21 protein-coding genes are annotated in these 23,483 nt (G+C 68.0%); 10 read left to right on the top strand and 11 right to left on the bottom strand.

The features are described from left to right. Both Q4F73_RS03110 and Q4F73_RS03105 read right to left on the bottom strand, forming a co-directional pair. Positions 1-688 (bottom strand): PRC-barrel domain-containing protein (locus tag Q4F73_RS03110; RefSeq protein ID WP_303357891.1); only part of this gene is annotated, 688 nt, incomplete at its 3' end. A 275-nt stretch (positions 689-963) separates the two neighbouring features. Beyond that, positions 964-1,806 carry a hypothetical protein gene (locus Q4F73_RS03105; protein ID WP_303357890.1) on the bottom strand — a complete coding sequence of 281 codons (843 nt, stop codon included), beginning with the start codon at positions 1,804-1,806 and terminating at the stop codon, positions 964-966. 94 nt (positions 1,807-1,900) lie between these two features. Between Q4F73_RS03105 and Q4F73_RS03100 the strand changes: the two genes are divergently transcribed. Together Q4F73_RS03100 and Q4F73_RS03095 are read left to right on the top strand one after the other, a co-directional pair. Continuing rightward, a complete protein-coding gene (locus tag Q4F73_RS03100; RefSeq protein ID WP_303357889.1) occupies positions 1,901-3,193 on the top strand; it encodes an adenylosuccinate synthase in 1,293 nt (430 codons plus the stop codon). Beyond that, positions 3,194-4,225, top strand: coding sequence for an ATP-grasp domain-containing protein (locus Q4F73_RS03095; RefSeq protein ID WP_303357888.1), 1,032 nt, complete (start codon positions 3,194-3,196; stop codon positions 4,223-4,225). Here Q4F73_RS03095 and Q4F73_RS03090 read toward each other — a convergent pair. The 3 genes from Q4F73_RS03090 to Q4F73_RS03080 are packed head-to-tail and all read right to left on the bottom strand — an operon-like array spanning position 4,198 to position 6,462. Beyond that, complete coding sequence (locus Q4F73_RS03090) at positions 4,198-4,659, bottom strand: GNAT family N-acetyltransferase (RefSeq protein WP_303357887.1); 462 nt, start codon at positions 4,657-4,659, stop codon at positions 4,198-4,200. The genes Q4F73_RS03095 and Q4F73_RS03090 overlap by 28 nt on opposite strands. Continuing rightward, positions 4,656-5,093 (bottom strand): GNAT family N-acetyltransferase, encoded by a 438-nt coding sequence (locus tag Q4F73_RS03085; RefSeq protein ID WP_303357886.1) that lies wholly within the window; start codon positions 5,091-5,093, stop codon positions 4,656-4,658. Before Q4F73_RS03085 ends, Q4F73_RS03090 begins: the two co-directional genes overlap by 4 nt. A 1-nt stretch (position 5,094) precedes the next feature. Then, a complete protein-coding gene (locus Q4F73_RS03080; protein ID WP_303357885.1) occupies positions 5,095-6,462 on the bottom strand; it encodes an FAD-dependent oxidoreductase in 1,368 nt (455 codons plus the stop codon). A gap of 472 nt (positions 6,463-6,934) precedes the next feature. Here Q4F73_RS03080 and pta point away from each other — a divergent pair, with 472 nt between their 5' ends. The 3 genes from pta to Q4F73_RS03065 all read left to right on the top strand — a co-directional run bounded on the left by pta (position 6,935) and on the right by Q4F73_RS03065 (position 10,658). After that, positions 6,935-8,308: a phosphate acetyltransferase gene (pta, locus tag Q4F73_RS03075; protein WP_303357884.1), complete on the top strand. Its 1,374-nt coding sequence runs from the start codon at positions 6,935-6,937 to the stop codon at positions 8,306-8,308. Next, positions 8,308-9,507: an acetate kinase gene (locus Q4F73_RS03070; RefSeq protein ID WP_303357883.1), complete on the top strand. Its 1,200-nt coding sequence runs from the start codon at positions 8,308-8,310 to the stop codon at positions 9,505-9,507. The genes pta and Q4F73_RS03070 overlap by 1 nt, the downstream gene beginning before the upstream one ends. A gap of 179 nt (positions 9,508-9,686) precedes the next feature. Continuing rightward, positions 9,687-10,658 carry a hypothetical protein gene (locus Q4F73_RS03065; protein WP_303357882.1) on the top strand — a complete coding sequence of 324 codons (972 nt, stop codon included), beginning with the start codon at positions 9,687-9,689 and terminating at the stop codon, positions 10,656-10,658. Positions 10,659-10,756: 98 nt separating this feature from the next. Here the strand turns inward: Q4F73_RS03065 and Q4F73_RS03060 are convergent, their stop codons facing one another. From Q4F73_RS03060 to Q4F73_RS03050, 3 genes are read right to left on the bottom strand one after another with little or no spacing between them, the layout of a single operon-like run. Then, positions 10,757-13,144, bottom strand: coding sequence for a serine/threonine protein kinase (locus Q4F73_RS03060; protein ID WP_303357881.1), 2,388 nt, complete (start codon positions 13,142-13,144; stop codon positions 10,757-10,759). After that, complete coding sequence (locus tag Q4F73_RS03055) at positions 13,137-14,204, bottom strand: glutamate ABC transporter substrate-binding protein (RefSeq protein ID WP_303357880.1); 1,068 nt, start codon at positions 14,202-14,204, stop codon at positions 13,137-13,139. Before Q4F73_RS03055 ends, Q4F73_RS03060 begins: the two co-directional genes overlap by 8 nt. Beyond that, positions 14,204-15,772: a hypothetical protein gene (locus Q4F73_RS03050; protein WP_303357879.1), complete on the bottom strand. Its 1,569-nt coding sequence runs from the start codon at positions 15,770-15,772 to the stop codon at positions 14,204-14,206. The genes Q4F73_RS03055 and Q4F73_RS03050 overlap by 1 nt, the downstream gene beginning before the upstream one ends. 77 nt (positions 15,773-15,849) lie before the next feature. On the opposite strand from Q4F73_RS03050, the gene Q4F73_RS03045 reads away from it, so the two are divergent. From Q4F73_RS03045 to Q4F73_RS03035, 3 genes are read left to right on the top strand one after another with little or no spacing between them, the layout of a single operon-like run. Continuing rightward, positions 15,850-16,353: an NUDIX domain-containing protein gene (locus tag Q4F73_RS03045; RefSeq protein ID WP_303357878.1), complete on the top strand. Its 504-nt coding sequence runs from the start codon at positions 15,850-15,852 to the stop codon at positions 16,351-16,353. A gap of 22 nt (positions 16,354-16,375) precedes the next feature. Continuing rightward, on the top strand, positions 16,376-17,296 hold the full coding sequence (locus tag Q4F73_RS03040; RefSeq protein ID WP_303357877.1) for an ABC transporter ATP-binding protein: 921 nt from the start codon (positions 16,376-16,378) through the stop codon (positions 17,294-17,296). Between the two features lie 7 nt (positions 17,297-17,303). Next, positions 17,304-18,065, top strand: a complete 762-nt coding sequence (locus Q4F73_RS03035) for a multidrug ABC transporter permease (RefSeq protein ID WP_303357876.1) — start codon at positions 17,304-17,306, stop codon at positions 18,063-18,065. A 1-nt stretch (position 18,066) separates the two neighbouring features. On the opposite strand, the gene Q4F73_RS03030 is transcribed toward Q4F73_RS03035, so the two are convergent. Beyond that, a complete protein-coding gene (locus tag Q4F73_RS03030; RefSeq protein ID WP_303357875.1) occupies positions 18,067-19,290 on the bottom strand; it encodes a Na/Pi symporter in 1,224 nt (407 codons plus the stop codon). A gap of 111 nt (positions 19,291-19,401) precedes the next feature. On the opposite strand from Q4F73_RS03030, the gene Q4F73_RS03025 reads away from it, so the two are divergent. Then, complete coding sequence (locus tag Q4F73_RS03025; protein WP_303357874.1) at positions 19,402-20,604, top strand: multidrug effflux MFS transporter; 1,203 nt, start codon at positions 19,402-19,404, stop codon at positions 20,602-20,604. On the opposite strand, the gene cls is transcribed toward Q4F73_RS03025, so the two are convergent. Continuing rightward, the gene (gene cls, locus Q4F73_RS03020; protein WP_303357873.1) at positions 20,576-22,072 is read right to left on the bottom strand and encodes a cardiolipin synthase; all 1,497 of its coding nucleotides are present in this window, start codon (positions 22,070-22,072) and stop codon (positions 20,576-20,578) included. The genes Q4F73_RS03025 and cls overlap by 29 nt on opposite strands. Then, a complete protein-coding gene (locus tag Q4F73_RS03015) occupies positions 22,073-22,882 on the bottom strand; it encodes an exodeoxyribonuclease III (protein ID WP_303357872.1) in 810 nt (269 codons plus the stop codon). It lies immediately after the preceding gene. A 91-nt stretch (positions 22,883-22,973) separates the two neighbouring features. Here Q4F73_RS03015 and Q4F73_RS03010 point away from each other — a divergent pair, with 91 nt between their 5' ends. Beyond that, positions 22,974-23,465 carry a helix-turn-helix domain-containing protein gene (locus Q4F73_RS03010; RefSeq protein ID WP_303357871.1) on the top strand — a complete coding sequence of 164 codons (492 nt, stop codon included), beginning with the start codon at positions 22,974-22,976 and terminating at the stop codon, positions 23,463-23,465. Positions 23,466-23,483 lie beyond the last annotated feature (18 nt).

Raw genomic sequence — 23,483 nt, 5'->3', positions numbered from 1 at the left:
TCTCGTAGTCGCGGAGCTGCTCGCGGGGCTCGTCGCTCATGCCGTGGGCGCTGGTACCGCGGGCGGCACGGTCCTCGGGAGTGCGGTCGAGGCCGAGCTCGTGGTCGGAATCGGCGCGGAGGCGGTCGGCGGAGGCGTCACCGTCACGACGGTGGTCACCGAAGCCGTGCACGTCGGTGCCTTCCGGCACTGCACCGGTGGTGCCAGCGGTGCCGGCGACCCCGCCTGCCACACCCGGGGCGACGACCTGGTCGCCGGGCATGCCCTGTGCCGGGGTCGCGTCGTAATCATCACGGGCATAATCATCGCGGTGCAGATCGCGGGAGTCGCGGTCGTAGTCGTCGTCGAAACGGTGCGGCTCGTACTCGGTTTCGTTGGGGGTGCCGTCGAGACCGAAGTGGCGGTAGATGGTGGCGTGATCCTCCTCGGAGAGGTGGTCGTCGCCGCTGATGTTCGGCGCATCCTGGATGCGGTCCTTGGTGAAGGCGAGCTGCAGGTCCTCACCGTCGAGGCGGTGTCCGCGGAGGGGCACGATACTGGAACTCATGCCGAAGAGGCCGTGGCCCACTTCGACGAAGTCCGGCTGGCCGGTGGAGTCGTTGATGTAGACCTCCTTGACGGAGCCGAGCTTCTCACCGTCGCGGTCGTAGGCGGTGGCGGTGGTGAGGTCGTGGATGTTGCGGTTCATGGTGCTGGATTCCTTTCGGGGATCGGGTGATCTGATTCCGAGCGTAGGAATGCCGTGACGCCGCTGCCACGAGATTCGGGGCCCGCGGCGGGGTCCTTGAATTCCGGGGGAAGCGGGTTACAATGTGCGCCCTGTCCTGGTCACATGTGGTCGGGATGATGGATTCTGCTGGTCAGGTATCGTGGCCTGACCTCCGCGATCAGCGGCCGATAATGTGACGGCGACCACAGTGAGGGGCGGTTGCGGCGGAAACCCCCTATGTGATCTTAATCACATCAGGGGCGGACGATCTGCAGATCGCGCAGGTGACGGTAAAAGGTCGAACGCTCCAGTGGCCGCTTATGGCGCACCCCGTCGATCGTGACCGCCAGCGAGGGTCCTCCGGCCTGCACCGCGCGGCCCGTCGCCAGGGATTCCGGATCCACCGGAGTCGAGCCGGAAAAGCGGTGCGCCAGGCGCTGACGGAAGGACAACTCCAACGCCGCCGGCTCGCGCATGCGCACGGCGGCGATGCCGGGGGCGGCGAGCATGGGGACGAGGCGGGCGCCGAAGACGCCGTCGAAAAGCACGTCCGCGCGGCCCTCGTGGCGCACCAGCACATGGTCGTTGACGATGATCTCCCCGGTGATCTCCCCGCCCTCCCACTCGGTGATCGTCGCCGAGCCGGCGACGGCCAGGCCCAGGTCAGTGCGGATGAGCGGGACCGGGCGCACCACCCCGGCCAGCGCGATCCGCCACGGGGAATCCAGGCCCCAGTTCGCGGCGGCGACGGAATCGCCGACCGGCACGAAGGCCACCTCGGCCCACAGATAGTCACCGCGCATCATGCGGGTGAGCACGGCGGCCAGGGCGGCGTCGGAACCCACCACGATCACCCGGAGCGGCTCCGGCAGGTGCGGGGCCTGTGGCGCCGGGCCCGGAACGCTGAGATGGGCCACGTCGGGCTGCTGGGCGATCTCGTCGAGGGAGGGGGTGGGGTCCTCCGGCAGGACCTCGGCGGCGATGGCGTCCAACGGCGCCAGGTCGCGGCGGCCGGGGATCTCCGGCAGACTCAGGACGGTGCCGGGCACATCGGCCGGAACATCGACGTCACCACAGCGCAGAATCACCACTCGCATGAGGGTTGATCCTACAACCCGTAGTAGAATGGTAAGCCGTCTGTGGCTTCCAACAGCCACGCGTTCCCGAAACTTGAGTGGAAGTGACCCAATAATGGCTGCAATCGTGATCGTCGGCGCCCAGTGGGGCGATGAGGGCAAGGGCAAGGCCACCGACATCCTGGGCGGCGAAGTCGACTACGTGGTCAAGCCGAACGGCGGCAACAACGCCGGGCACACCGTCGTCGTCGGCGGTGAGAAGTACGAGCTGAAGCTCCTTCCGGCCGGCGTCCTCTCCGAGAACGCGACCCCGATCCTGGGCAACGGCGTGGTGATCAACCTCGAGGCGCTCTTCGAGGAGATCGACGGCCTCGCCGCCCGCGGCGCGAACCCGGAGCGCCTGCGCATCTCCGCCAACGCCCACCTCGTCGCCCCGTACCACCAGGTCCTCGACCGCGTGCAGGAGCGCTTTTTGGGCAAGCGCGCCATCGGCACCACCGGCCGCGGCATCGGCCCGGCCTACGCCGACAAGGTCAACCGCATCGGCATCCGCGTGCAGGACATCTTCGACGAGTCGATCCTGCGCCAGAAGGTCACCTCCGCACTCGACGTGAAGAACCAGATCCTGGTGAAGATGTACAACCGCCAGGCCATCGACCCGGAGACCATCGTCGAGTACTTCCTCGGCTACGCCGACCGTCTGCGCCCCATGGTCATCGACGCCGACCGCGTCCTCAACGAGGCCCTCGACGAGGGCAAGCACGTCCTCATGGAGGGCGGCCAGGCCACCATGCTCGACGTCGACCACGGCACCTACCCCTTCGTCACCTCCTCGAACCCCTCCGCCGGCGGTGCCTGCGTCGGTTCCGGCGTCGGCCCGACCCGCATCACCACCACCCTGGGCATCATCAAGGCGTACACCACCCGCGTCGGTGCCGGTCCGTTCCCCACGGAGCTCTTCGACAAGTGGGGCGAGTACCTGCAGACCGTCGGCGGTGAGGTCGGCGTCAACACCGGCCGCAAGCGCCGGTGCGGCTGGTACGACTCGGTCATCGCCCGCTACGCCTCCCGCGTCAACGGCTTCACCGACTACTTCCTGACCAAGCTGGACGTGCTCACCGGCATCGGGGAGATCCCGATCTGTGTGGCCTACGAGGTCGACGGCCAGCGTTTCGACGAGATGCCGATGACCCAGACCGACTTCCACCACGCGGAGCCCGTCTTCGAGACGATGCCCGCCTGGGACGAGGACATCACCGGCTGCACCACCTTCGAGGAACTGCCGCAGAAGGCCCAGGATTACGTCCTGCGCCTCGAGGAACTCTCCGGTTGCCGGATGTCCTACATCGGCGTCGGCCCGGGCCGCGACCAGACGATCGTGCGCCACGACGTCCTGGCGGACAACTAGATGACCGCCGTCCTCCTCCTCGGCCGCTCCGCGGAGCTCACCGCCGCTTTTCGACGCCTCGGTGTCACCGTCCACACCGCCCCCGAGGGGGCGGCCGCCCACGGTGACGAACTCCGGGTGCTGGTCACCCGGCACGAGATCGACCACGTCGTGCCGCTGGTGGAGGACGTCGACATCGCCGGGCTGAAGGCCCTGGAGGAATCCGGGGTGGACATCGTGCCCTCCGTCAAGGGCTGCCGCCTCACCGTGGAGCGCGACACCCTGCGCACGGTGGCCAACGAGGAGCTCGGTCTGCCCACCACCGCCTACCTCTTCGCCGACACCCGCGAGGAGTTCGTCGCGGCGGTGGCTGAGCTGGGACTGCCGTGCATCGTCAAGCCCGCGCGTTTCTCCTCCGAGAAGGGCCACCGCGTCCTCCACGACGGCGATGACATCGAGGCGGCCTGGTCGGACCGCCGCGTCATGGTCGAGCGTTTCGTCGACTTCGACCACGAGCTGACCATGCTCGCGGTGCGCTCCGTCGACCCCGCGACGGGCAAGCTGGCCACCTGGTTCTGCGAGCCCGTCGGTCACGCCCACCGGGCCGGGGAACTCGCGGAGGCGTGGCAGCCCATGGACGTCGACCACTCCGCGCTGGAAAACGCCCGCTCCATGACCGCCCGCATTACCAATGCCCTGGGCGGGCGGGGCCTGTTCGCGGTGGAGATGTTCGTCGCCGGAGAGGACGTCTACTTCTCCGCCGTCACCCCGCGCCCGCACGAATCCGGCGCCGTCACCCTGGCCACCCAGCGCTTCTCCCAGTGGGATCTGCACGCCCGCGCCATCCTCGGCCTCCCCATCGACACCACCCTCGTCTCACCGGGCGCCTGCGCCGTGGTGCGCGAGCCACTCGACCTGGCCAAGGCCCTGGCCGTGCCGGAGTCGGACGTGCGCCACTACGAGGAGTTCTCCACCCTGGCACTCGTGACCGCCGAGACCCCCGATGCGGCCCGCGCCGGTGCCGCTCAGGTGGCAGCCAGCACCATCGGCTGACGGTCGATCCCGCCGAGCTCGAAGGCTTCCCCGACCGGCTCGAAGCCGTGCCGGCGATAGAAGTCCACGAGCGGGGCCTGGGCGTCAAGAACGATCTCGCGGTCGGGGAAGGTCTCCCGGGCCATGGCGACGGCGGCGTCGATAAGCTCGCTCGACACACCGGTGCCCCGGCCGGCGGGCGACAGGCAGATCCGCCCCAGCTTGGCCTGGCCGTCGGAGTCGATGACGCGCGCCGCGCCCAGGAAAGGCATGGGGCGCGCGGAGAGGTCGAAGGCCAGGAGGTGGCGGGAGGAGCCGTCTAAGTCGACGTCCTCGATGTCGGTGTGCGCCCATCCCTGCTCCGTGACGAAGACGTCCTGGCGCAACTTGAGCAGGGCGTGGATCTCGGCGGCGGAGAGGTCGAAGAAGCGGGAAGTGATGAAGAGTGTGCTCACGCCCTCACCGTAGCGCGCCGCATCGGTTGATGCGGGGTGCCGGCGTCGTCGAAACGCTCCCCGACGGGGCGGAAACCGTAACGCTCGTAGTAGGCGACGAGGGGCACCTGGGCGTCGAGAAGCATGTCGTGACCGGCGCCGAGCTCGAGGGCCCGGTCCATAATCGCGCCCGCCACGCCGGTGCCGCGGGCCTGTCTGACCAGTGCGAAGCGGCCGAACTGCCAGCCGGAGTCGACGGGGAACAGCCGCGCGGTGCCGAGGAGTTCCTCGCCCGACCACGCGCAGATGTGGATCGTGGTGGGTGCGGCGTCGGTGTCGTCGATCTCCGCGTAGGGGCACTGCTGCTCGTGGACGAAGACGTCGACGCGCAGCTTGTACAGCTGGTGGACCTGCAGCGGGCGCAGCTCGGCGAGCGGCCCGGCGGTGAGGCGCACCCTAGATCTCGTACTCGGGGTGGGAGGAGGTGACCATCTGATCCCACTCGACGATCTTCTTGCGCTCGCGGCCCTCGGCCTCACCGAGTGCGCGCTCTGCGGCGTCGAGGTTGTGCCAGCCGTCCCAGGTGGTCACCGGGACACCGCGCTCCTTGAGCAGGGTGAGGATGGCGTCGGCCTCGGGATGCGCGGGGGCGTCGAGCAGGCCGGCGTGGAAGTCGTCGAGCAGCATGCCGGTGGTGTCCTTGGCGTCGGACTTGGTGTTGCCGATCAGCCCCACCGGGCCGCGCTTGATCCAACCGGTGGCGTAGAGGCCCTTGACCGGGGCCTCGGTGGCGGGGTCGAGAACGCGGCCGCCGTCGTTGGGAATCACGGCGGAATCGGCGTCGAAGGGCACGCCCTCCACGGCCTCGGAACGGTAACCGACGGCGCGGTAGACCGACTGCACATCCCACGTGGTGAACTCGCCGGTGCCGCGGACGTTGCCCGTGCCGTCGAGCGTGGTGCGCTCGGTCTTCAGGCCCACGACCTTGCCGTCCTCACCGAGAATCTCCACCGGAGACTCGAAGAAGTGCAGGTAGAGCTTGTTCTTCGCCCCCTTCGGCTCGCGGATGGCATAGCCCTCCAGGGTCTGGCACACCAGGTCGACGGACTTGGACTCGCGACGGGCGGCCTCCGAGGCGGCGTCGTAGTCGATGTCCTCCGGGTCGACGATGACCTCGACGTTGTCGGAGTGGTCGAGCTCCTTGAGCTCCAGCGGGGTGAACTTGGCCTGCGCCGGGCCGCGGCGGCCGAAGACGTGGACCTCCTTGACGGCGGAGCGCGCCAGGTTCTCGTAGACGTTGTCCGGGATCTCGGTGACCTTGAGCTCATCGGCGGTCTTGGCCAGGATGCGGGCGATGTCGAGGGCCACGTTGCCCACGCCGATCACACCGACCTTCTCGGCCGTGAGATCCCAGTCGCGGGCGAAGTCCGGGTTGCCGTCGTAGAAACCGACGAACTCGCCGGCGCCGAAGGAACCGTCCAGGTCGGAGCCGGGGATGCGCAGATCGCGGTCACCGGTGGCGCCGGTGGAGAAGACAATGGCATCGTAGTAGTCGCGCATCTCGTCGACGCTGAGATCCTTGCCGATCTCGATGTTGCCCAGCAGACGGATCTCCGGCTTGTCCAGCACCGCGTGCAGCGACTTGACGATGCCCTTGATGCGCGGATGGTCCGGCGCGACGCCGTAACGGATGAGGCCGAACGGGGCGGGCATGCGCTCGAAGAGGTCGACCGTGACGTCCTCATCCGACTTCACGAGCAGATCCGAGGCATAGATACCGGCGGGACCGGCACCGACAACGGCGACGCGCAGGGGGCGGGACATGGTGATGGGACATCCTTCGGAGTGGGGACAGTTTCGTTCCATACTACTGACCTCTGCTGTGCCCATCGTATTCCGGGCGGGGGTACCGATGGGGTGTGGCCGGTGGCGCTCGGGCTCGGGGGATTCGCGGAAATTCGCAGGTGTGTCACAGGGGGTGAGCGGACATCCGGCGCCGGTGCTGTGCGTGATCGGGCATCATTCCCACACCGGATGGGCGGTGCTTGGTGATACTTCCGATTGTGCGGTTGGCCTGCGGGAACTTTTGCTTATCGACGCCCCCCTCCAGCCGCCGCCCGCCACCTGTGCGGGGCGTCACATTGTGGAATGTCCGGTTATGTCGTGTTAAGTCTGAAAATTCCCGTCGGTACCAGTGTGGCGGAGGCGACATTCGTTATAGAATGGCGACCGATCCCACACGAGCGGCGATCCTGTGTTGCCCCGGACGCCCCGCTCAGCGACAGAAAGGTTACGCATGTCTGACCCTCGTTCAGCACTGCTCAGTGTCGTCAACCGCAACTTTGACGGTGTTGACATTGACGGCCTCGCCGCGTCCCTCGGCCTCGCCGTCCGACGTCTCGACGACCACGAGTCCAAGGTCGGCTCCATCGTCACCGCAGGACTCCTCGACAACGGCCCGGCCCTCGTCGTCGGCACCGGGAACCTGCACTTCGACGCAGAGATCGCCGCGGCCCTCGGCCTGCCGATCATCCTGCTGACCGACGCCGCAGGCACCCACGTCCAGCTCGCCGAGCGCCAGGCCAAGACCCTCGACGCGGTCATCGCCGCTGCCGTCACCGAGGACGGTCTGCGCGACGTCGTGAAGCTGAAGGAGGCCCTGAAGATCACCGTCTCCCCGGTCATGTCCCCGCCGGTCTTCGAATCCTGGCTGCTCGAGCGCGCCAAGGACGCCAAGGCCCACATCGTCCTCCCCGAGGGCGAGGACGACCGTATCCTGCTCGCGGCCGGCCAGCTGCTCGACCGCAACATCGTCGAGCTCACCATCCTGGGCAAGCCCGACGAGATCAAGAACCGCTCCGGTGAGCTCGGCGTCGACCTGGGTAAGGCCCACATCGTCGACCACCTCACCTCCCCGCTTCTCGACGAATTCGCCGAGGAGTTCGCCGAGCTGCGCAAGTCCAAGGGCGTCACCGTCGAGGAAGCCCGCGAGACGATGAAGGACATCTCCTACTTCGGCACCATGATGGTCCACAAGGGCATCGCCGACGGCATGGTCTCCGGCGCGGCCAACACCACCGCCCACACCATCAAGCCCTCCTTCCAGATCATCAAGACCACCCCGGACGCCTCCGTGGTGTCCTCGATCTTCCTCATGGTCATGCGCGGTCGCCTGTGGGCCTTCGGCGACTGTGCCGTCAACCCCAACCCGACCGCCGAGCAGCTCGGTGAGATCGCCGTCGTCTCCGCCAAGACCGCCGCCCAGTTCGGCATCGAGCCCCGCGTGGCCATGTTGTCCTACTCCACCGGCTCCTCCGGCTCCGGCCCCGACGTTGAGCGCGCCATCGAGGCACTCCACAACGCCAAGCGCATCGACCCCGAGCTCAAGGTCGACGGCCCGCTGCAGTTCGACGCCGCCGTGGACCCGGGCGTGGCCAAGAAGAAGATGCCCGACTCCGACGTCGCCGGCCACGCCAACGTCTTCGTCTTCCCGGACCTCGAGGCCGGCAACATCGGCTACAAGACCGCCCAGCGCACCGGCTCCGCCCTCGCTGTCGGCCCGATCCTGCAGGGCCTGAACAAGCCCGTCAACGACCTGTCCCGCGGCGCCACCGTCCCGGACATCGTCAACACCGTCGCCATCACCGCCATCCAGGCCGGAGGAAACTAATGACCTACGCACTCGTTCTGAACTCCGGTTCTTCGTCCATCAAGTTCCAGGTGCTCGATCCCACCGCCGACGCCAACGACGACCCCTTCGTCTCCGGCCTCATCGAGCAGATCGGTGAGCCCCAGGGCAACATCGTCGTGAAGATCAACGGCGAGAAGTTCACCTCCCAGGCTCCCATCGCCGACCACTCCGCCGGCCTGGCGATCGCCTTCGACATCATGTCCGAGCACGGCGCCGGCCCGACCGAGATCGACATCTCCGCCGTCGGCCACCGCGTCGTCCACGGCGGCAAGGTGTTCTCCACCCCGGAGCTCATCACCGACGAGGTCGTCGAGATGATCCGCGACATCATCCCCCTGGCCCCGCTGCACAACCCGGCCAACATCGACGGCATCGAGGTCGCCCGCCAGATCCTCCCGGATGTGCCGCACGTCGCCGTCTTCGACACCGGCTTCTTCGCCGACATGCCGCCGGCCGCCGCCCTCTACGCCGTCAACGCCGAGGTCGCGGGCGAGAACGGTGTCCGCCGCTACGGCTTCCACGGCACCTCCCACGAGTTCATCTCGCAGCAGGTCCCGGCGCTGCTGGGCAAGGACCCGAAGAACGTCAACCAGATCGTCCTCCACCTGGGCAACGGCGCCTCCTGCTCCGCCGTCCAGGGCGGCCACGCGATCGACACCTCCATGGGCATGACCCCGCTGGCCGGTCTCGTCATGGGCACCCGCTCCGGCGACATCGACCCGGGCATCATCTTCCACCTCTACCGCACCGCCGGTCTGAGCATCGACGACATCGACACCCTGCTCAACCGCAAGTCCGGCATCAAGGGCATGTCCGGAGTCAACGACTTCCGCGAGCTGCGCCAGATGATCGAGGACGGCGACACCGACGCCTGGTCCGCCTACAACATCTACATCCACCAGCTGCGTCGCTACATCGGCTCCTACATGATCGCCCTGGGCCGCGTCGACGCCATCACCTTCACCGCCGGTGTCGGTGAGAACGCCAAGTTCGTCCGCGAGGACGCCATGGCCAACCTGGAGATGTACGGCATCACCATCGACCCGGAGCGCAACGACCTCCCCAACGACGGTCCGCGCGAGATCTCCACCGACGACTCCGCCGTCAAGGTCTTCGTCGTGCCGACGAACGAGGAGCTGGCCATCGCCCAGAAGGCCACCGCACTCGCCGGTAAGTAACGTCTAGACGTCGGCCCCCGGTGCTGCGGCGCCGGGGGCTTCGGCGTGCGTTAGTGTTGGCACGTGAACTTTTCGGCGATATGCCATTTCCCCAGGTCGCGATGTGTGACGGGTGGGGTTCACGTGCTAACGGTAAGTGATACCTAGCGACGGGTGGAGCCGCGGGTTAAGGTTGCGGCATGACACGGGTCGGGGGGCCTCTCATCGACATCGCCACGATGTCGGAAGGGGAGAAGCAGAAGTTCTACAAGGACACATCGCGCATCAAGCTCGCCAAGGGGATCTACATCAGATCGCGGGATTGGCACGAGCTCGACCACAGGGGAAGGGCGCTCGCCCGGATCGTGGCGACGGGATCCGCGGCGCAGGGCGCGATTGCGGCCGGAAAATCGGCGGCGCTCATCCACCGCATGCCCATGAAGGGGTGGGAGACGGACCATCCTGTCGAGTTCGCCATGTACGGGGCCACCAAGCCGCGAGCCCGGAAGGCATACACGCTACGTCATCTCTCCCTCCAACAGTCTGTGGTCGCCGAGATCGAGGACACCCGCTTCGGCAAGGTCGTCGTCACCCCTCCCGCCGCCACGGGCCTCGATTTGGCGAGGTGGCATGATCTTTCCACCGGTGTCAGGGGTCTGGACTACGCGCTGCGAGAGGACCTGGCCACACCGAAGGACATAGAGGCGGCCCTCCGGCGCGGATTTGGTCAGCACGGAGTGAAGTTGATGCGGGACGCGGCGTCTTTGGCCACCGCCTTCTCGGAGAGCCCTCGGGAGTCGGACATGAAGGTGGCGTTGTGGAGGGCCGGCCTGCCGGCTCCGTACCAGCAGGTGAATCTCTACGACCACGAGGGGAATTTCGTTGCCCGCATGGACTTCTTCTGGCCGGAGATCGGGTTCGGCACGGAGTATGACGGTGGAGGCAAGTTCAAGGGGGAGTTCGGGATCCCTGTGGAGATCGCCGCCCGCGAGGATGTGATCCGGCAACACAAGATATCCAACCTCGGGGTGCTTAACTACCGGGTGAACAACGCCTCCGCGCGGGACGCCAGTGCCATGAGGGGAGTGGTGAGCATGTTCGGCAGAGTGGCTCAGAGAGGAGTGCCGTTGGATCCTTCTCTGTGGCGGTGCGTGGGCGGCAGAGCATGGTAGCTGCAACTGTTCGCACGTGAACCCCACCAGTCACACGCCGCGACCTGGGGAAATGTCCAGCGAGCGAAAAGTTCACGTGCCAACGCGAACGCGCGCGACTAAAACCACGTCACCGGCCGCACCTGGTTCGCCAGGTCGACCAGCGCGTAGCGGTGCCTCGCGAAGGGCGCCTGCCGGGCCTGTTGCCGCAGCGTGTAGGCCAGGCCGTAGCGGAGGCCGGTCTGGGTGAAGTGGTAGTCGAAGAGGTCGTTGGGGGAGGCGGCGGATTCGACGGAGGCGTCGCGGAGGAAGTTCAGGCCCGCGGACATGACGGCGATCTTGATCTGCAGGAAGCGGGGCTCGTTGGTGGGGATCTCCTCGAGGCGGCGGGCGGCGCGGCGGATGCGGGACTCGGTGAGTGTGCCGGAGATGAGCTGGAGAATCGTGGTCAGCTGGGCCATCCGGTGGTGGCGGGAGGCCTGGGGCACGCGGTCGAGGGCCGCGACGGACATCTCGATCTGCCCCTCGGCCATGAGTTGTCGCGCCAGCCCGAAGGCGGAGGAGACGGTGGTGGGGTTGGTGGCCCACACCAGTCCGTAGAGGCCGAGGGCGTTGAAGCGCAGGAGGGCGGGTTCCTGGGTGACGTGCAGCCAGGTGGGGGTGATCTCGCCGAAGGCCGCGGGGTCGACGGCGTCGAGGCTGGTGCTCAGCAATGACGACGCCCGCGCGACCTTCTCGGGAAGCAGCGCGGCGTGGTGATGGCCGAGCTGCTGGAGGATGAGCTCATCCACGGCGGCCAACGCCAGCTTGGGGGCGGATTCGCCGGGGAGGATGGTGAGGACTTCGGCGAAGTGCTTCTGGGCGGAGACGTAGTCGTCGAGAAGCAGGGCGGTGACGCCGGAGTACCACTGGAACCTCCAGTCCAGCCCCAGCCGCCCCTCAAGGGAGGACAGCCAGGAGCGGGCCTGGCCAGTGAAGCCGAGGTCGAGCATGGCGCGGACCACGCCGAGGGGGATCTCGGCGGACTGTTCGTACTCGGGGGTCTTCATGGCCTGGCGCAGGGTCTCCAGGGCCTCCTGCGGTTCGGTGTAGGAGGAGCCGGAGAGCATGCCGGCGCCGACGTCGGTGCGGTCGATGAGCGGGGCGGGCAGCGCGGAGACCACTTCGGGGGAGGTGATGCGCACGGTGCGGTCGATGCCGTCGATGAGCTGGTCGGTGCGGAACACCAGGTGTTTCGTGCCGAAGGTCGTACGCTGCGGGGAGAACAGGGAGTGCTGGGCGGGGAACTGCTCGCCGGTGCGGATGGCGATGACCTCGCGGAGCACCCCGTAGAGCTGGGTGGACAGCTCGGTGATGTCGCGGAAGCGCTGCTCGGGATCCTCGTTGGTGGCCCGGCGCAGCAGGCGGTAGAAGCTCAGGTGTTTGCGGAACAGCGGCTCGGTCGACGGGGAGGGGATGCCGGGCAGGTAGGCGCCGGAGTCGTCCTTGGGCAGGGGGATGGTCAGCGCGGCCAGCGTGCGGCCGATGGTGTAGATGTCGCTGGCGACGCTGGGTCCGTGCGTGGCCACCTCCGGCGCCTGGAAACCCTTGGTGCCGTAGATGAAACCGTAGGCCCCGATGCCGGAGACCGCGCCGAGGTCGATGAGCTTGACCTGGTCCTCGGTGACGATGATGTTGTCGGGTTTGAGGTCGTTGTAGACCACCCCGCGCGAGTGGAGGTAGTCGAGCGCGGGCAGGACCTCGATGAGGTAGCCGATGGCCAGGTCGATGGGGAGGACGTGGTTGTCGTGGCTGTTGCGGCGGCTGCGTAGCGACGGCCCGCCCACGTACTCCATGACGATGAAGCCGCCGGGGACGCGGGGATCGTCGATGAAGTTGAAGATCTTCACGATGCCCGGGTGGGTGATGTCCGCCAGGAACTCGCGCTCGGCGACGGCCGCGCCCATCTCATCGGCGGACTTCTCCGACTGCATGCCCTTGAGCACCACCAGCCGCCCGGAGACGAAATGGTCGTTGGCCAGGTAGATCCAGCCCATGCCGCCGTGGGCGATGACGCCGATGATCCCGTACTGCCCGGCCACCATGTCACCGGGCTGCAGGTGCGGGGCGGGGATGCCCTTCTGCGCGGCCTCCGCCGGATCCTGCAGCGCATCCTCGGGGCGCCCGGGGCGGATGAACGGCAGGTTGACCATGCCGTCGGCGACGGAGCGGCCGCTGCGTTCGGCGTCGCGACGCTCGCGGAAGGTGGACAGGGCGAGCTCGCGGGCGCGGGCGGAGGTGTCGTCTCTTATCGACGCCGCCGTCGGCGCCGTGTTCGGCCCCGTCACCGCCGAGGTGGGGCCGTCCTCGTGCTGGTCGCGGAGGTTGCCGAGGTCGGCGATGAGGGCGTCGAGGCCGGCGTCGACACCGTCGTCGTCATCGGCGAAGGGGTCGAAGTGGACGGCCTGGGTGCCGGGGGCGTCGTCCGGGAGGTCACCGGGGAGGTTCTCGTAGTCGGGCCTATTCACTCTCTTCCTCCTCCTCGGGTGCGGGCTCCGGGGGCTCCGGGGGTCGGGGCGGGTCTTCCGGCCGGTAGGACAGATCCGGCGGGCCGGAGGTGGCCAGGTAGACGGCGAACCACTGGTTGTAGAGCCGCCACCAGGTGCCGTCGGCACGCACGCGCTCGATCGTGGCGTTGACCTGGCGGATCAGGCCCGTGGTGTCGATGTGGCGGTCCGGGAGCGCGGCGGCGACGGCGTAGGACTCGGAGGCGAGGGATTCGCCGACGATCTCGGTGTAGGGGTCCTGGGCGGCGATCCCGGAGAGGATGGTGTCATCCGAGAGGATGGCGTCGGCCTGGCTCTGCTGGAGGGCGACGAGGCAGTCCGCCCAGCTGCGGGTCTTGAGGATGCGTGACTGCGGGGCATTGATCCGGGCCTTTTCCAGGGCGGTGGATCCGTCGGTGACGCACACCGTGCGGCCCGGCAGCTGGGCCACCCCCGTGATGGCGGAATTCCGCATGACCAGCAGGCGGGAGTCCGTGGTCAGATAGGGGGTGGAGAAGGCCACCTCCTGCTGGCGGGCGCGGGTGACGGTCATCGTGCGGATGATGATGTCCACCTCGTGGTTCTCCAGGGCGGAGGCGCGGTTGGCGGATTCGACGAAGCGGAAATCGACGAGATCCGGGTCGTCGAAGATGTCGCGGGCGATCTCCCGGGCGAGGTCCACCTCGAAGCCCTCGAGTTCGCCGGTGACCGCGTCGCGGAAGGACAGGAGGTTCTGGGACTGGTCGACGCCGACGATGAGGCGGCCGCGTTCCGTGATGTGCGGGATGGTCAGGGCCAGGTCCGCCTCGGTGACGTAGGGGCGCAGGGATCCCTCGACGTCCCAGGTGTTGATCTCGCGGGGTTCCTCCGCGCCGGGCTCCTCGACGAGGGATCCGGCGGGCAGCGGGGGACCGTAGGCGTGGGCGACGGGGCGCTGCGGGGCGGTCGGCTGCGAACCTGCGGGGGTGCGCTGGAACTCCAGTGTCGGCAGCGAGCACCCCGCCAGGGTGGCCGCCAGGATGACGGGGAGGAGACGGCGCATCACAGGTACTCCTGCAGGCGGGGGCGCACACCGATCCACACGGCGAGGACGGCGAGGATGCTCAGCAGCAGCACGGCGGTGGACACCAGCTGGGTGGCGGCGAGGCCGTCGTTGATGAAGGCCCGCATGGAGGAGCGGGCGTCGGCGATGAGGCGGGAGAGCGCCCCGTCGAGGCGGTCGTAGGAGGCCGCGGCGGTGGGCGGGGAGCCGGGCACGAGTGTCGTGGTCGTGGCCAGGCGGACGGCCTCGGCGTAGTTGCCGGAGTTCATGGACACGACGAACCTGGCGTGTGCGCCCTCCCAGTCCGACAACGCGGACCGGGCCTCGATGATCTGGGCGCGGTTGCTGCCGGACGCCAGGGGGTTGTGTCCCTCGGCCTGCTCGAAGTCGTCGAGGGCGAGGTTGATCTCATCGGCGGTGGCCCCGAAGGAGGTCGAGGTGTCGGCGATGGACTGCCGGCGGACCAGCGCGAGGGTCTCCGAGGTGCGGGCCTGCTGCGCCTCGATACGGGAGGCGGTGAGCGAGTCCCAGGGCATGGAGGCCTGCTCGAAGCCGCGGGTGCCGGCCTGCCAGGTGTTGAAGTTGGAGACGGACACCCACACGATGGCGACGGCCATGAGTGCGGTGGCGGCGAGGAATCCCCGGTTGAGGCGGCGACGGGTCATCCGCCACAGCAGCCACTGGGCGACGAGGAGGAAGAACACGGCGGCGAACAGGCCCGAGAGCGGCACCCACTGGGGGCGGGTGAGCTGGTGCTGCTGTTCGCGGACGTTGGAGGAGGTGGCGGCGAAGAGGGTGGCGGCGTCGGGAAGTATCTGTTCGCGCATGAGCGAGGAGGCCTCCGCCATGTACGCGACGCCGACGGGGTTGCCCAGGCGGTTGTTGGTGCGCGCGGTTTCCACCAGCCCGGTGTAGATGGGGATCTGCCGCTCGATGTCCGCGATGAGCTGGAGGGTGTCGCGGTCGGACAGGGCGATGCCGGCCGTGGATTCCGCGGCGGACATCATGGCGCGGTCGATGGCGGCGTTGTAGCGGGCGCGGGTGCCGGCGGATTCGACGCCGGCCTGCACGAAGCCGGTGGTGGCGATGGTGTCCGCCAGCGACAGGGAGGTGTAGAGGTTGTGCGCGGCGTAGCTCATCGGCTCGGTGGTGGTCAGCAGCACGTCGAGTTCCTGCTGCCGGTCGGAGGACGACTGCGACATCGACCAGCCGGCCGCGAAGATCGCCGTGGAGAGGATGACGGAGATGGCCACCAGTTTGCCGGGGGTGGTCGCCAGGAAGGAGAAGATGCGCCGAAACCACAGGTAGGGCACGGCGAAGGTGTCCATGACCCGGGCCATCGCGCCGCGGCGCCGGTGCTCCTCGTCCGAGGTGACCTCGTCGAGCCAGTGGTCGCGGGTGTCCTCGGGGACATCGGCCCCGTCATCGTCGATAATGCTTATCGACGCCCGCTTCGACCCGTTGCCGGGAGTGCGCAGGCGGGTGCGACGGTAGTGCAGGAGCGTGCCCGGCGGTCCGGAGGTGGCACCCCCCGGGGCACGCTCGGGTGGTTCCGTCGCGCCGGTCATTGACTCATGATAACCCGCTGGGTGTGTCCTGCGCCATGCCCCGCGCCAGGCAGAAGCGGGCGGCTACGCTCGGGGGCATGATCGGTGACGGAAACGGGTGGGCCGCGGGCCCCGGCACGAAGGTGTGGGGCCGTTTCGGGGCGGCGGGACTGATGCTTCTGGCGGGGCACGAGGACCCGGCGGTGCTCATGCAGCACCGCGCACTGTGGACGAACAACGGCGGGACGTGGGCCCTGCCGGGCGGGGCCCGGGACTCCCACGAATCCCCGCGGGAGGCGGCCGTGCGGGAAACGTTGGAGGAGTGTTCGATCGAGCCCGCGCTCATCGAGGTCCTCCACGAGGAGGTCACCGCGGGGCCGTACCCGGCGGACCCGCAGCAGCCGGAGCTGGCGGGGGACTGGACGTACACCACCGTCATCGCCCGGACCACGACGGGTAAGCCCTTGCGGACGTTTTCCAACGAGGAATCCCTCGAGCTGCGGTGGGTGCCGCTGTCGGAACTGTCGCAGCTGCCCCTCATGCCCGCGTTCGCGCGATCACTCCCCGGACTTGTTCAGGTGGTTGACAGCTTGGACCTCTGACACGTGTGGCAGGCTGGATTCCATGATCCACGTTTCAGGGCTGACCAAAGAGTACGGGCAGGTCCGCGCAGTCGATGACCTGTCGTTTGAGGTGCAGCCGGGGATCGTCACGGGATTCCTCGGACCCAACGGAGCGGGCAAGTCGACGACGATGCGCATGATCGTCGGACTGGACACCCCGACCGCCGGCACCGCGCTCATCGACGGCCGCCACTACCGCGAGTTCGCCCGCCCGCTCACCCAGGTGGGCGCGCTTCTCGACGCCAAGGCCGTCCACCCCAACCGCTCCGCCGCCAACCACCTGCGGTGGCTGGCCCAGAGCAACGGGCTGCCCACCTCCCGCGTCGACGAGGTGCTCGACCTCGTCGGCCTGAGCGGGGTGGCCAAGAAGAAGGCCGGCGGTTTCTCCCTCGGCATGGGGCAGCGGCTCGGCCTGGCCGGGGCGCTGTTGGGGGATCCCCGCATCCTCGTTCTCGACGAACCCGTCAACGGGCTCGACCCGGAGGGTATCCGCTGGGTCCGTGGCCTGCTCCGCGCGCTGGCCGCCGAGGGGCGCACCGTGCTCATCTCCTCCCACCTGCTCTCGGAGATGGCGCTGACGGCGGACCATCTCATCGTCATCGGGCGGGGGCGCCTGGTGGCGGACACCACCACGGAGGAGTTCATCCGGCAGCACTCGGCGCAGACGGTGCTCGTCCGCGCGGAGGACCAGGCGGGTCTTCAGGAGCACCTGGAGGCGGCCGGTCTGCCGGTGACCAAGGTCAACGGCCATGGTCTCGAGGTGGCGGGCAGCAGCACCGAGGAGGTCGGCGCCCTGGCATTCACCGGGGGGTTCCAGCTCCGGGAGCTGACCAAACGGCAGGCCTCGCTGGAGGAGGCGTTCATGGACTCCACCGGCGCCTCCGTGCAGTACCAGGCGCAAGAGCAGAACGCGAAGAAGTAGGAGAAGAATGTTCCTCAACACTCTGGCGGCGGAGTTCACCAAGCTCCGCACGACGGCGTCGTTCTGGTGGACCACCGTCCTGTTCGTGGCGGTCGGGCTCGGCTGGGCCACCATGACCGGCCTGACCACGATGGAGGCGGACGGCGGGTTCCCCACCCTGTGGGCCCCGACCATTGCCACCACCGTCTTCATCATCGGCTTCCCGGTGCTGATCATCCAGGCGATCATGCTCATCACCACGGAGTACCGCTACGGTGTGCAGTCCTCGAGCTATCTGGCCACGCCCCGGCGGTGGACGGTGGCCCTGGCGAAACTGCTGCTTTACGCGGCCTTCGCCGCAGCACTGACGTTCGTGGTGGTGCTCATCGGCTTCTTCGTGGCCAAGGCTCTGGCGCCGGCCTCGGCGGCCGAGCTCTTCCACCCCTTCGACGACCCGGACGCCCAGCACATCATGTGGGTCTACCCGGCGGGTGCGGCCATGACGGTCATGATCAGCCAGGGCATCGCCCTGCTCCTGCGCCAGACGGCCGGCACGGTGGCGCTCATGCTCATCTGGTTCATGGGCCTGGAGCAGGTCTTCCGCCTCGTGCCGCGCATCGGCGCGGACATCGTCGGCTACCTGCCCTTCGAGAACCTCGGGGCCTTCATCAACGGGGTGAGCCTGGAGGGGGTGCGGTGGGAGACCTACGGGTCCGGTGCCTACTTCCTCATGTGGGTGCTCATCGCCTGGATTGCCGGGGTGGTCGTCCTGCAGCGTCGCGACGCCTGACTCAGGAAAGCACCGAGTAGGTGAGGATGATCAGGGCCGGGGCGATGAAATAGCCCACGGCCATCGCCGCCGCGGCCACCGAGTACCCGCGCGCGGCGACCCGGCCGGAGGCGACGGCCAGCCGGATGATCCACTCCCGCAGCGGCGGGAGGATGATGACCAGCAACGTCGACACCACGTTGAAGGACACGTGCACCAGGGCCGCCTGGACGGCCAGCGCACCCATCGGCCCGGGAACCGCCAGGGCGGCGAGCAGGGACATGAGGGTGGTGCCCACGTTCGCACCCAGGATGATCGCCAGTGCCTCGCGCATCTTCAGGGTGCGGGCGACAGTGAAGGGCAGCAGGGAGGAGACGGTCACCGAGGAGGCGTTGACGGCCATGGTGACCAGGGCACCGGAGAGCACGCCGAGGGCATCGGAGGCGCCGGAGGAACGCTCCAGCAGGGTGCGGGTGGTCGCGGCGGTGAGCACCGACAGCAGGGCGTTGATGAGGCGGATCGCCCCGAGGATGATGAGCGTGCCCGCGATGATCGCCATGACCGCGGCCGCCCGCGGGGGCAGGAGGGTGCCCAGGGCACCCTGGACGCCCACGGCGTCGATAAGCGGGGCGAACAGCGAGGCGAGCTCGCGGCCGGTGTCGGTGGCCGCATCGCCCACGACCGAGTCGGAGACGAGGCTGGTGAAGCGCTGCAAGGGTTGGAAGGCCATCTCCAGGACGAAGAACACCAGGATGAAGATCGCGTTGAACCACGTGTGCAGCGACGCCGAGGTGAAGGCGCGCTCGAAACTGCGGCGGTGTCCCAGGTAGCCGAAGGAGACGATCATCGCGGTGATCGTCGTGCCGAGGTTGGCGCCGAGGATGACGGGGATCGCCACCGTCACCGACACCCCACCGGTGCCCACGGCGGTGACGGTCAGGGCGGTCACCGCGGTCGAGGACTGCAGGGCGGCGGTGGCGACGATGCCGATGAGCAGGCCGATGACCGGATTCGTCGCCAGGTCGAACAGGCGGCTGACGCTGGGGGAACCGAGGGCGAAGGCGCCGTCGAGAATGAGGTACATCGCCAGGAACATCATGACGATCGCGGCGAGGACACCGGCCCAGCGCACGCCGGCGCCGAGGGCGGTCAGCGCCACGAAGTCACGCTCGGCGGGGATCTGCTTGGGGTTGATGAAGTGCTGGGTGCCGGGGAGGGGGCGGGGGCGCGTGGTGTCCGCGGTCATCCGTGGTCCCTTCCCCTCACTGTTAACCTGCCCGCCATATGGCAGACAACTGATGTCCACCCGAATGTATCACTGCCGAATCCCCGACACCATTGGGCTAAGGTGTCCGGAATGAACGCCCCCCAGCAGCTCACCGTACGGCTGCTCATGGCGCTGGCCCTGCTCTCCGCGTCCGCGCCCTTCGCCATCGACATGTACCTGCCGGCCCTGCCGGACATCGCGCGCGACCTGGGCACCACGCAGCCCATGGTGCAGCTCACGCTCTCCGCGTTCCTCGCCGGCCTGGCCGGCGGCCAGCTCATCATCGGCCCGCTGTCCGACGCCCTGGGACGCCACCGCCTCATGCTCGTCGGCACCGTCGTGGCGCTGCTGGCCGCGGTGGCCGCGGCCCTGGCCCCGGGCATCGAGACGCTCATCCTCGCCCGCCTCATCCAGGGCCTCGGGGCCGGGGCGGCGATCGTGCTCTCGCGTGCGGTGGTGCCGGACCTGGCGGTGGGCGAGGCCGCGGCGAAGGCCTTCGCCCTGCTCATGACCATCCAGGGCGTGGCGCCCATCCTCGCGCCCGTGCTCGGCGGACTGCTGGCCGAACCCATCGGCTGGCGCGGGCTGTTCTGGGTCCTGGCCGGTCTGGCGGGCATCCAGGTGGTGGTGGTTCTGGCCGTCATCCCCGAATCGCGGCCCCTCGAACAGCGCAGCCCCGCCACCGTGCGCGGCGTGCTGGCCAACTACGCCCTCGTGCTGGGCAACCGTGGCTACCGCGGGTATCTGGTCACCTTCGCGGCGGCCTTCTCGGCGATCTTCTGCTACATCTCCGCCTCCCCCTTCCTCATGCAGGAGCAGCTGGGGATGTCCGTGCGCGGGTACGGCTTCATATTCGCGCTCAACGGCGTGGGTATCATCGCCGGCAGCCTGGTCAACGGACGGCTCATCGGCCGGGTGCCCACCGAGCGTCTGCTGCTCGGCGCGCTCGGCGTCCAGGCGGCCGCCTCCCTGCTGCTCGTGGCCGTGGCCGCGTGGTATCCGGAGAAGTGGCTCATCCTGGGGCTGCTGTTTGTCGTCGTCGCGCACATCTCCGTCGTCATGGGCAACGCCACGGCGCTGGGCACCGGGCTGGTGCGGGAGCGCGCCGGCTCGGCCTCGGCGCTCATGGGATTCGCCCAGTTCGGCATCGCCGGCCTGGTCAGCCCCCTCATGGGGCTGGGGGAGAATGTCGGGGTGACCATGGCGCTGGGCATGGTGGTCTGTTTCCTCGTGGCGCTGGGGGCGGCGGTCTACGCCACCCGGGTCACTGCAGGGCCGACGTCAGCTTCATGACGTTGTCGACGTACCGGCGCAGGAAACCCCGGTCGTTCCACTCCTCCAGGGTGAGGCGGCGGGAGACGGCGAGGTAGGCGTCGGCAAGCTCGTTGAGATCGTCGATGAGGTCACCCCGGGCGATCATCAGCGTGGCCTCGTAGTTGAGGCCGAAGCTGCGCATGTCCATGTTGGAGGAGCCGACCGTGCCCATCGCCGTCACCGACCCCGGGTCCGCGATGGTGAACTTCGAGTGCAGGATGTAGGGCGCGGGGAAGAGGTGGATGCGCACTCCGGCCTCGAGAAGCACCTGGTAGTACGAGGTCTGTGCGTGGTGCACCATGAACTGATCGGACTTCTCGGAGACCAGCAGATCCACCTGCACGCCCCGGTAGCAGGCGGAGGTGACGGCCTCGAGCAGGGATTCGTCCGGGATGAAGTACGGGGAGCAGAGCACGAGGCGGTGCTTGGCGGTGTGGACGATGGAGTTGAACATCCGCAGGTTCGGCTCCGTCGTGTAGCCCGGACCGGAGGGTACGAGCTGGACGATGTTGTCCGAGCTGCCCGGCTCGGGGCAGGAGGGGTCCTCGACTTCGTGCTCGGGGGGTGGGGCGATGTCGAGCAGCTCGTTGGTCTCGGCGTACCAGTCGACGGCGAAGAGGAAGGCCATGGACGCCACCACCGGGCCGGAGACCTCCACCATGGAGTCCACCCACTGGCGCCCCTTCCGGACATTGGCGCTCATGAGGTAGGAGCGGTCGATCATGTTGATCGACCCCATGAACCCGACGCGGTCGTCGATGACCAGCAGTTTGCGGTGATTGCGCAGATCAGGGCGGCGGAACTTGAAGCGCCACGGCTTGAGCGGCAGCATGAGCTGCCAGTTCACGCCGATCTTCGTCAGTCGGCGGCCCAGCCGGAAATAGCCCGGGTACTTCAGCGAGCCGATCTGGTCGAAGAGGTAGCGCACCGTCACCCCGCGTTGCACGGCGCGTTCCAGGGCGCGGAAGAAGGGGTCGGTCGTGTCATCCCAGGAGGTGATGTAGATCTCCACGTGGACGTGGTCGGTGGCCTCGTCGACGGCCGCGGCCATCCGCAGAATGGCCTCCTCGTAGTCACCGTGCACGCCCCGGTTGTGGGCGACGACGGCCGGCAGGTTGGTCAGCCGCCGGTTGAGGCGGACGATGGACTGCATCTCCGGCCGCAGGTCACAGCTGTCCGGCCAGTCGGGGACGTGCGACTGGACGTCCTCGATCATGACGTTCGCCTCGCGTTGGATGCGGTGGCGGCGCCGGTTGATGTAGGGAGAGCCCATGAGGAGGAACAGGGGGAGGCCGATGAAGGGCAGCAGCAGAATCGCCAGCAGCCAGGCGGTGGAGGAACTCGGTCGCCGCCCCTCCGGCACCAGGCCGATGGCGATGATCTTGATCGAGTAGTCGACGATGAGGCCGATCAACTGCCAGGTGCTGATGTCCAGGGCGAGGTGCACTTAACGGACCTCGTCGAAGGTGGCCTTCTCCACGTAGTCGACCACCACCGGGGCATGATCGGAGGCCCCCTGCCCGGCGCGCTCCTCGACGTCGACGAAGGCACGGGTGGCCAGCTTCGCCAGCGCCGGGGTGGCCAGCTGGAAGTCGATCCGCATGCCCTCGCCCTTCTGGAAGCGCAGGGCCTTGTAGTCCCAGTAGGTGAAGCGCTGCTCGCTCAAGGGGCGGGTGACCTCGGTGAGTCCGGCGTCGATAAGCCCCTCGAAGCAGATCCGCTCCGGCTCGGTGACGTGGGTCTTGCCGTCGAAGAAGTGAATGTCCCACACGTCCTCGTCCAGGGGGGCGATGTTGAAGTCGCCGAGGTAGACGGCCTTGTCGGTGGCGTCGTGGCGGATGTGGTCCTGGAGGGCGTAGAGCCAGCGCAGCTTGTAGTCGTAGTGCGGGTCGGCGATCTCGCGCCCGTTGGGCACATAGAGGCTCCACACGCGCACCCCGCCGCACGTCGCGCCGATGGCGCGGGACTCGACGGTCTGCTCGGCGCCCGGGTCCTTGTCGAAGCCCGGCTGTCCGGGAAAATGCTTATCGACGTCCGCGAGGCCCACCCGCGACGCTATCGCCACGCCGTTCCACTGGCTGGTGCCGGCATGGGCGACCTCGTAGCCGGCCGCCTCGAAGACGGCGTAGGGGAACTTCTCGTCGGTGCACTTCGTCTCCTGCATTGCCAGCACATCCACGTCGTGGCGCTGCAGAAAAGCGATGATGCGCTCTGCACGCGTGCGCACGGAATTGACGTTCCAGGTGACGATCCGCATGACGTACACCCTACCTTTACCGCAGTGTCGGGGCTCTCGATTGCTGGACCTGGCTATTGCGAATATTTCGAATGGAGGGGATAATCGAGGCATGTATAACGCGACGGTCGTTGAGCCTGGTGACATGGGCGCGCTCCTGGACCTTTCCCGGTTTCTGGAGCAGCATTCATCACCGGCCGCGCTTGTGGGGCCCGATGGGGATCAGTTCGAGCTTCCCGCAGAGGTGTACCGGACTTTGCGGGTGGTAGTTGCAAGTTTGCTGCGGAAACAGGCTGTGTCGATTGTCCCGGTGGATCAGAAACTGACTACTCAGCAGGCCGCAGACGTTCTGGGAATCAGCCGGCCGACCCTCATCAAGGCCATCGACCAGGGGGAACTCCCCTGTGAGCGCGTCCCCGGTTCCAGGCATCGCCGGATTCTGCTGTCTGATCTGCTCGCTTACCGGGAACAGCTGGATAACGAACGTGACGCATTGTTGACCACCGCCGTGCAGGAGGCCGAGGACAAGAATCTCTACCGGGACCCCCCTGCCGCAGAGATCTACCAGGCCGCCATCAAACAGATTCGGCGCTCGAAAAAGTAGTCGTGGTGGGATGTCGGG

Source organism: Corynebacterium sp., assembly GCF_030535495.1.
Lineage (GTDB): Bacteria > Actinomycetota > Actinomycetes > Mycobacteriales > Mycobacteriaceae > Corynebacterium.
Note: the sequence above shows the minus strand (reverse complement) of the source record. Positions and strands in the feature narration are given on the sequence as shown.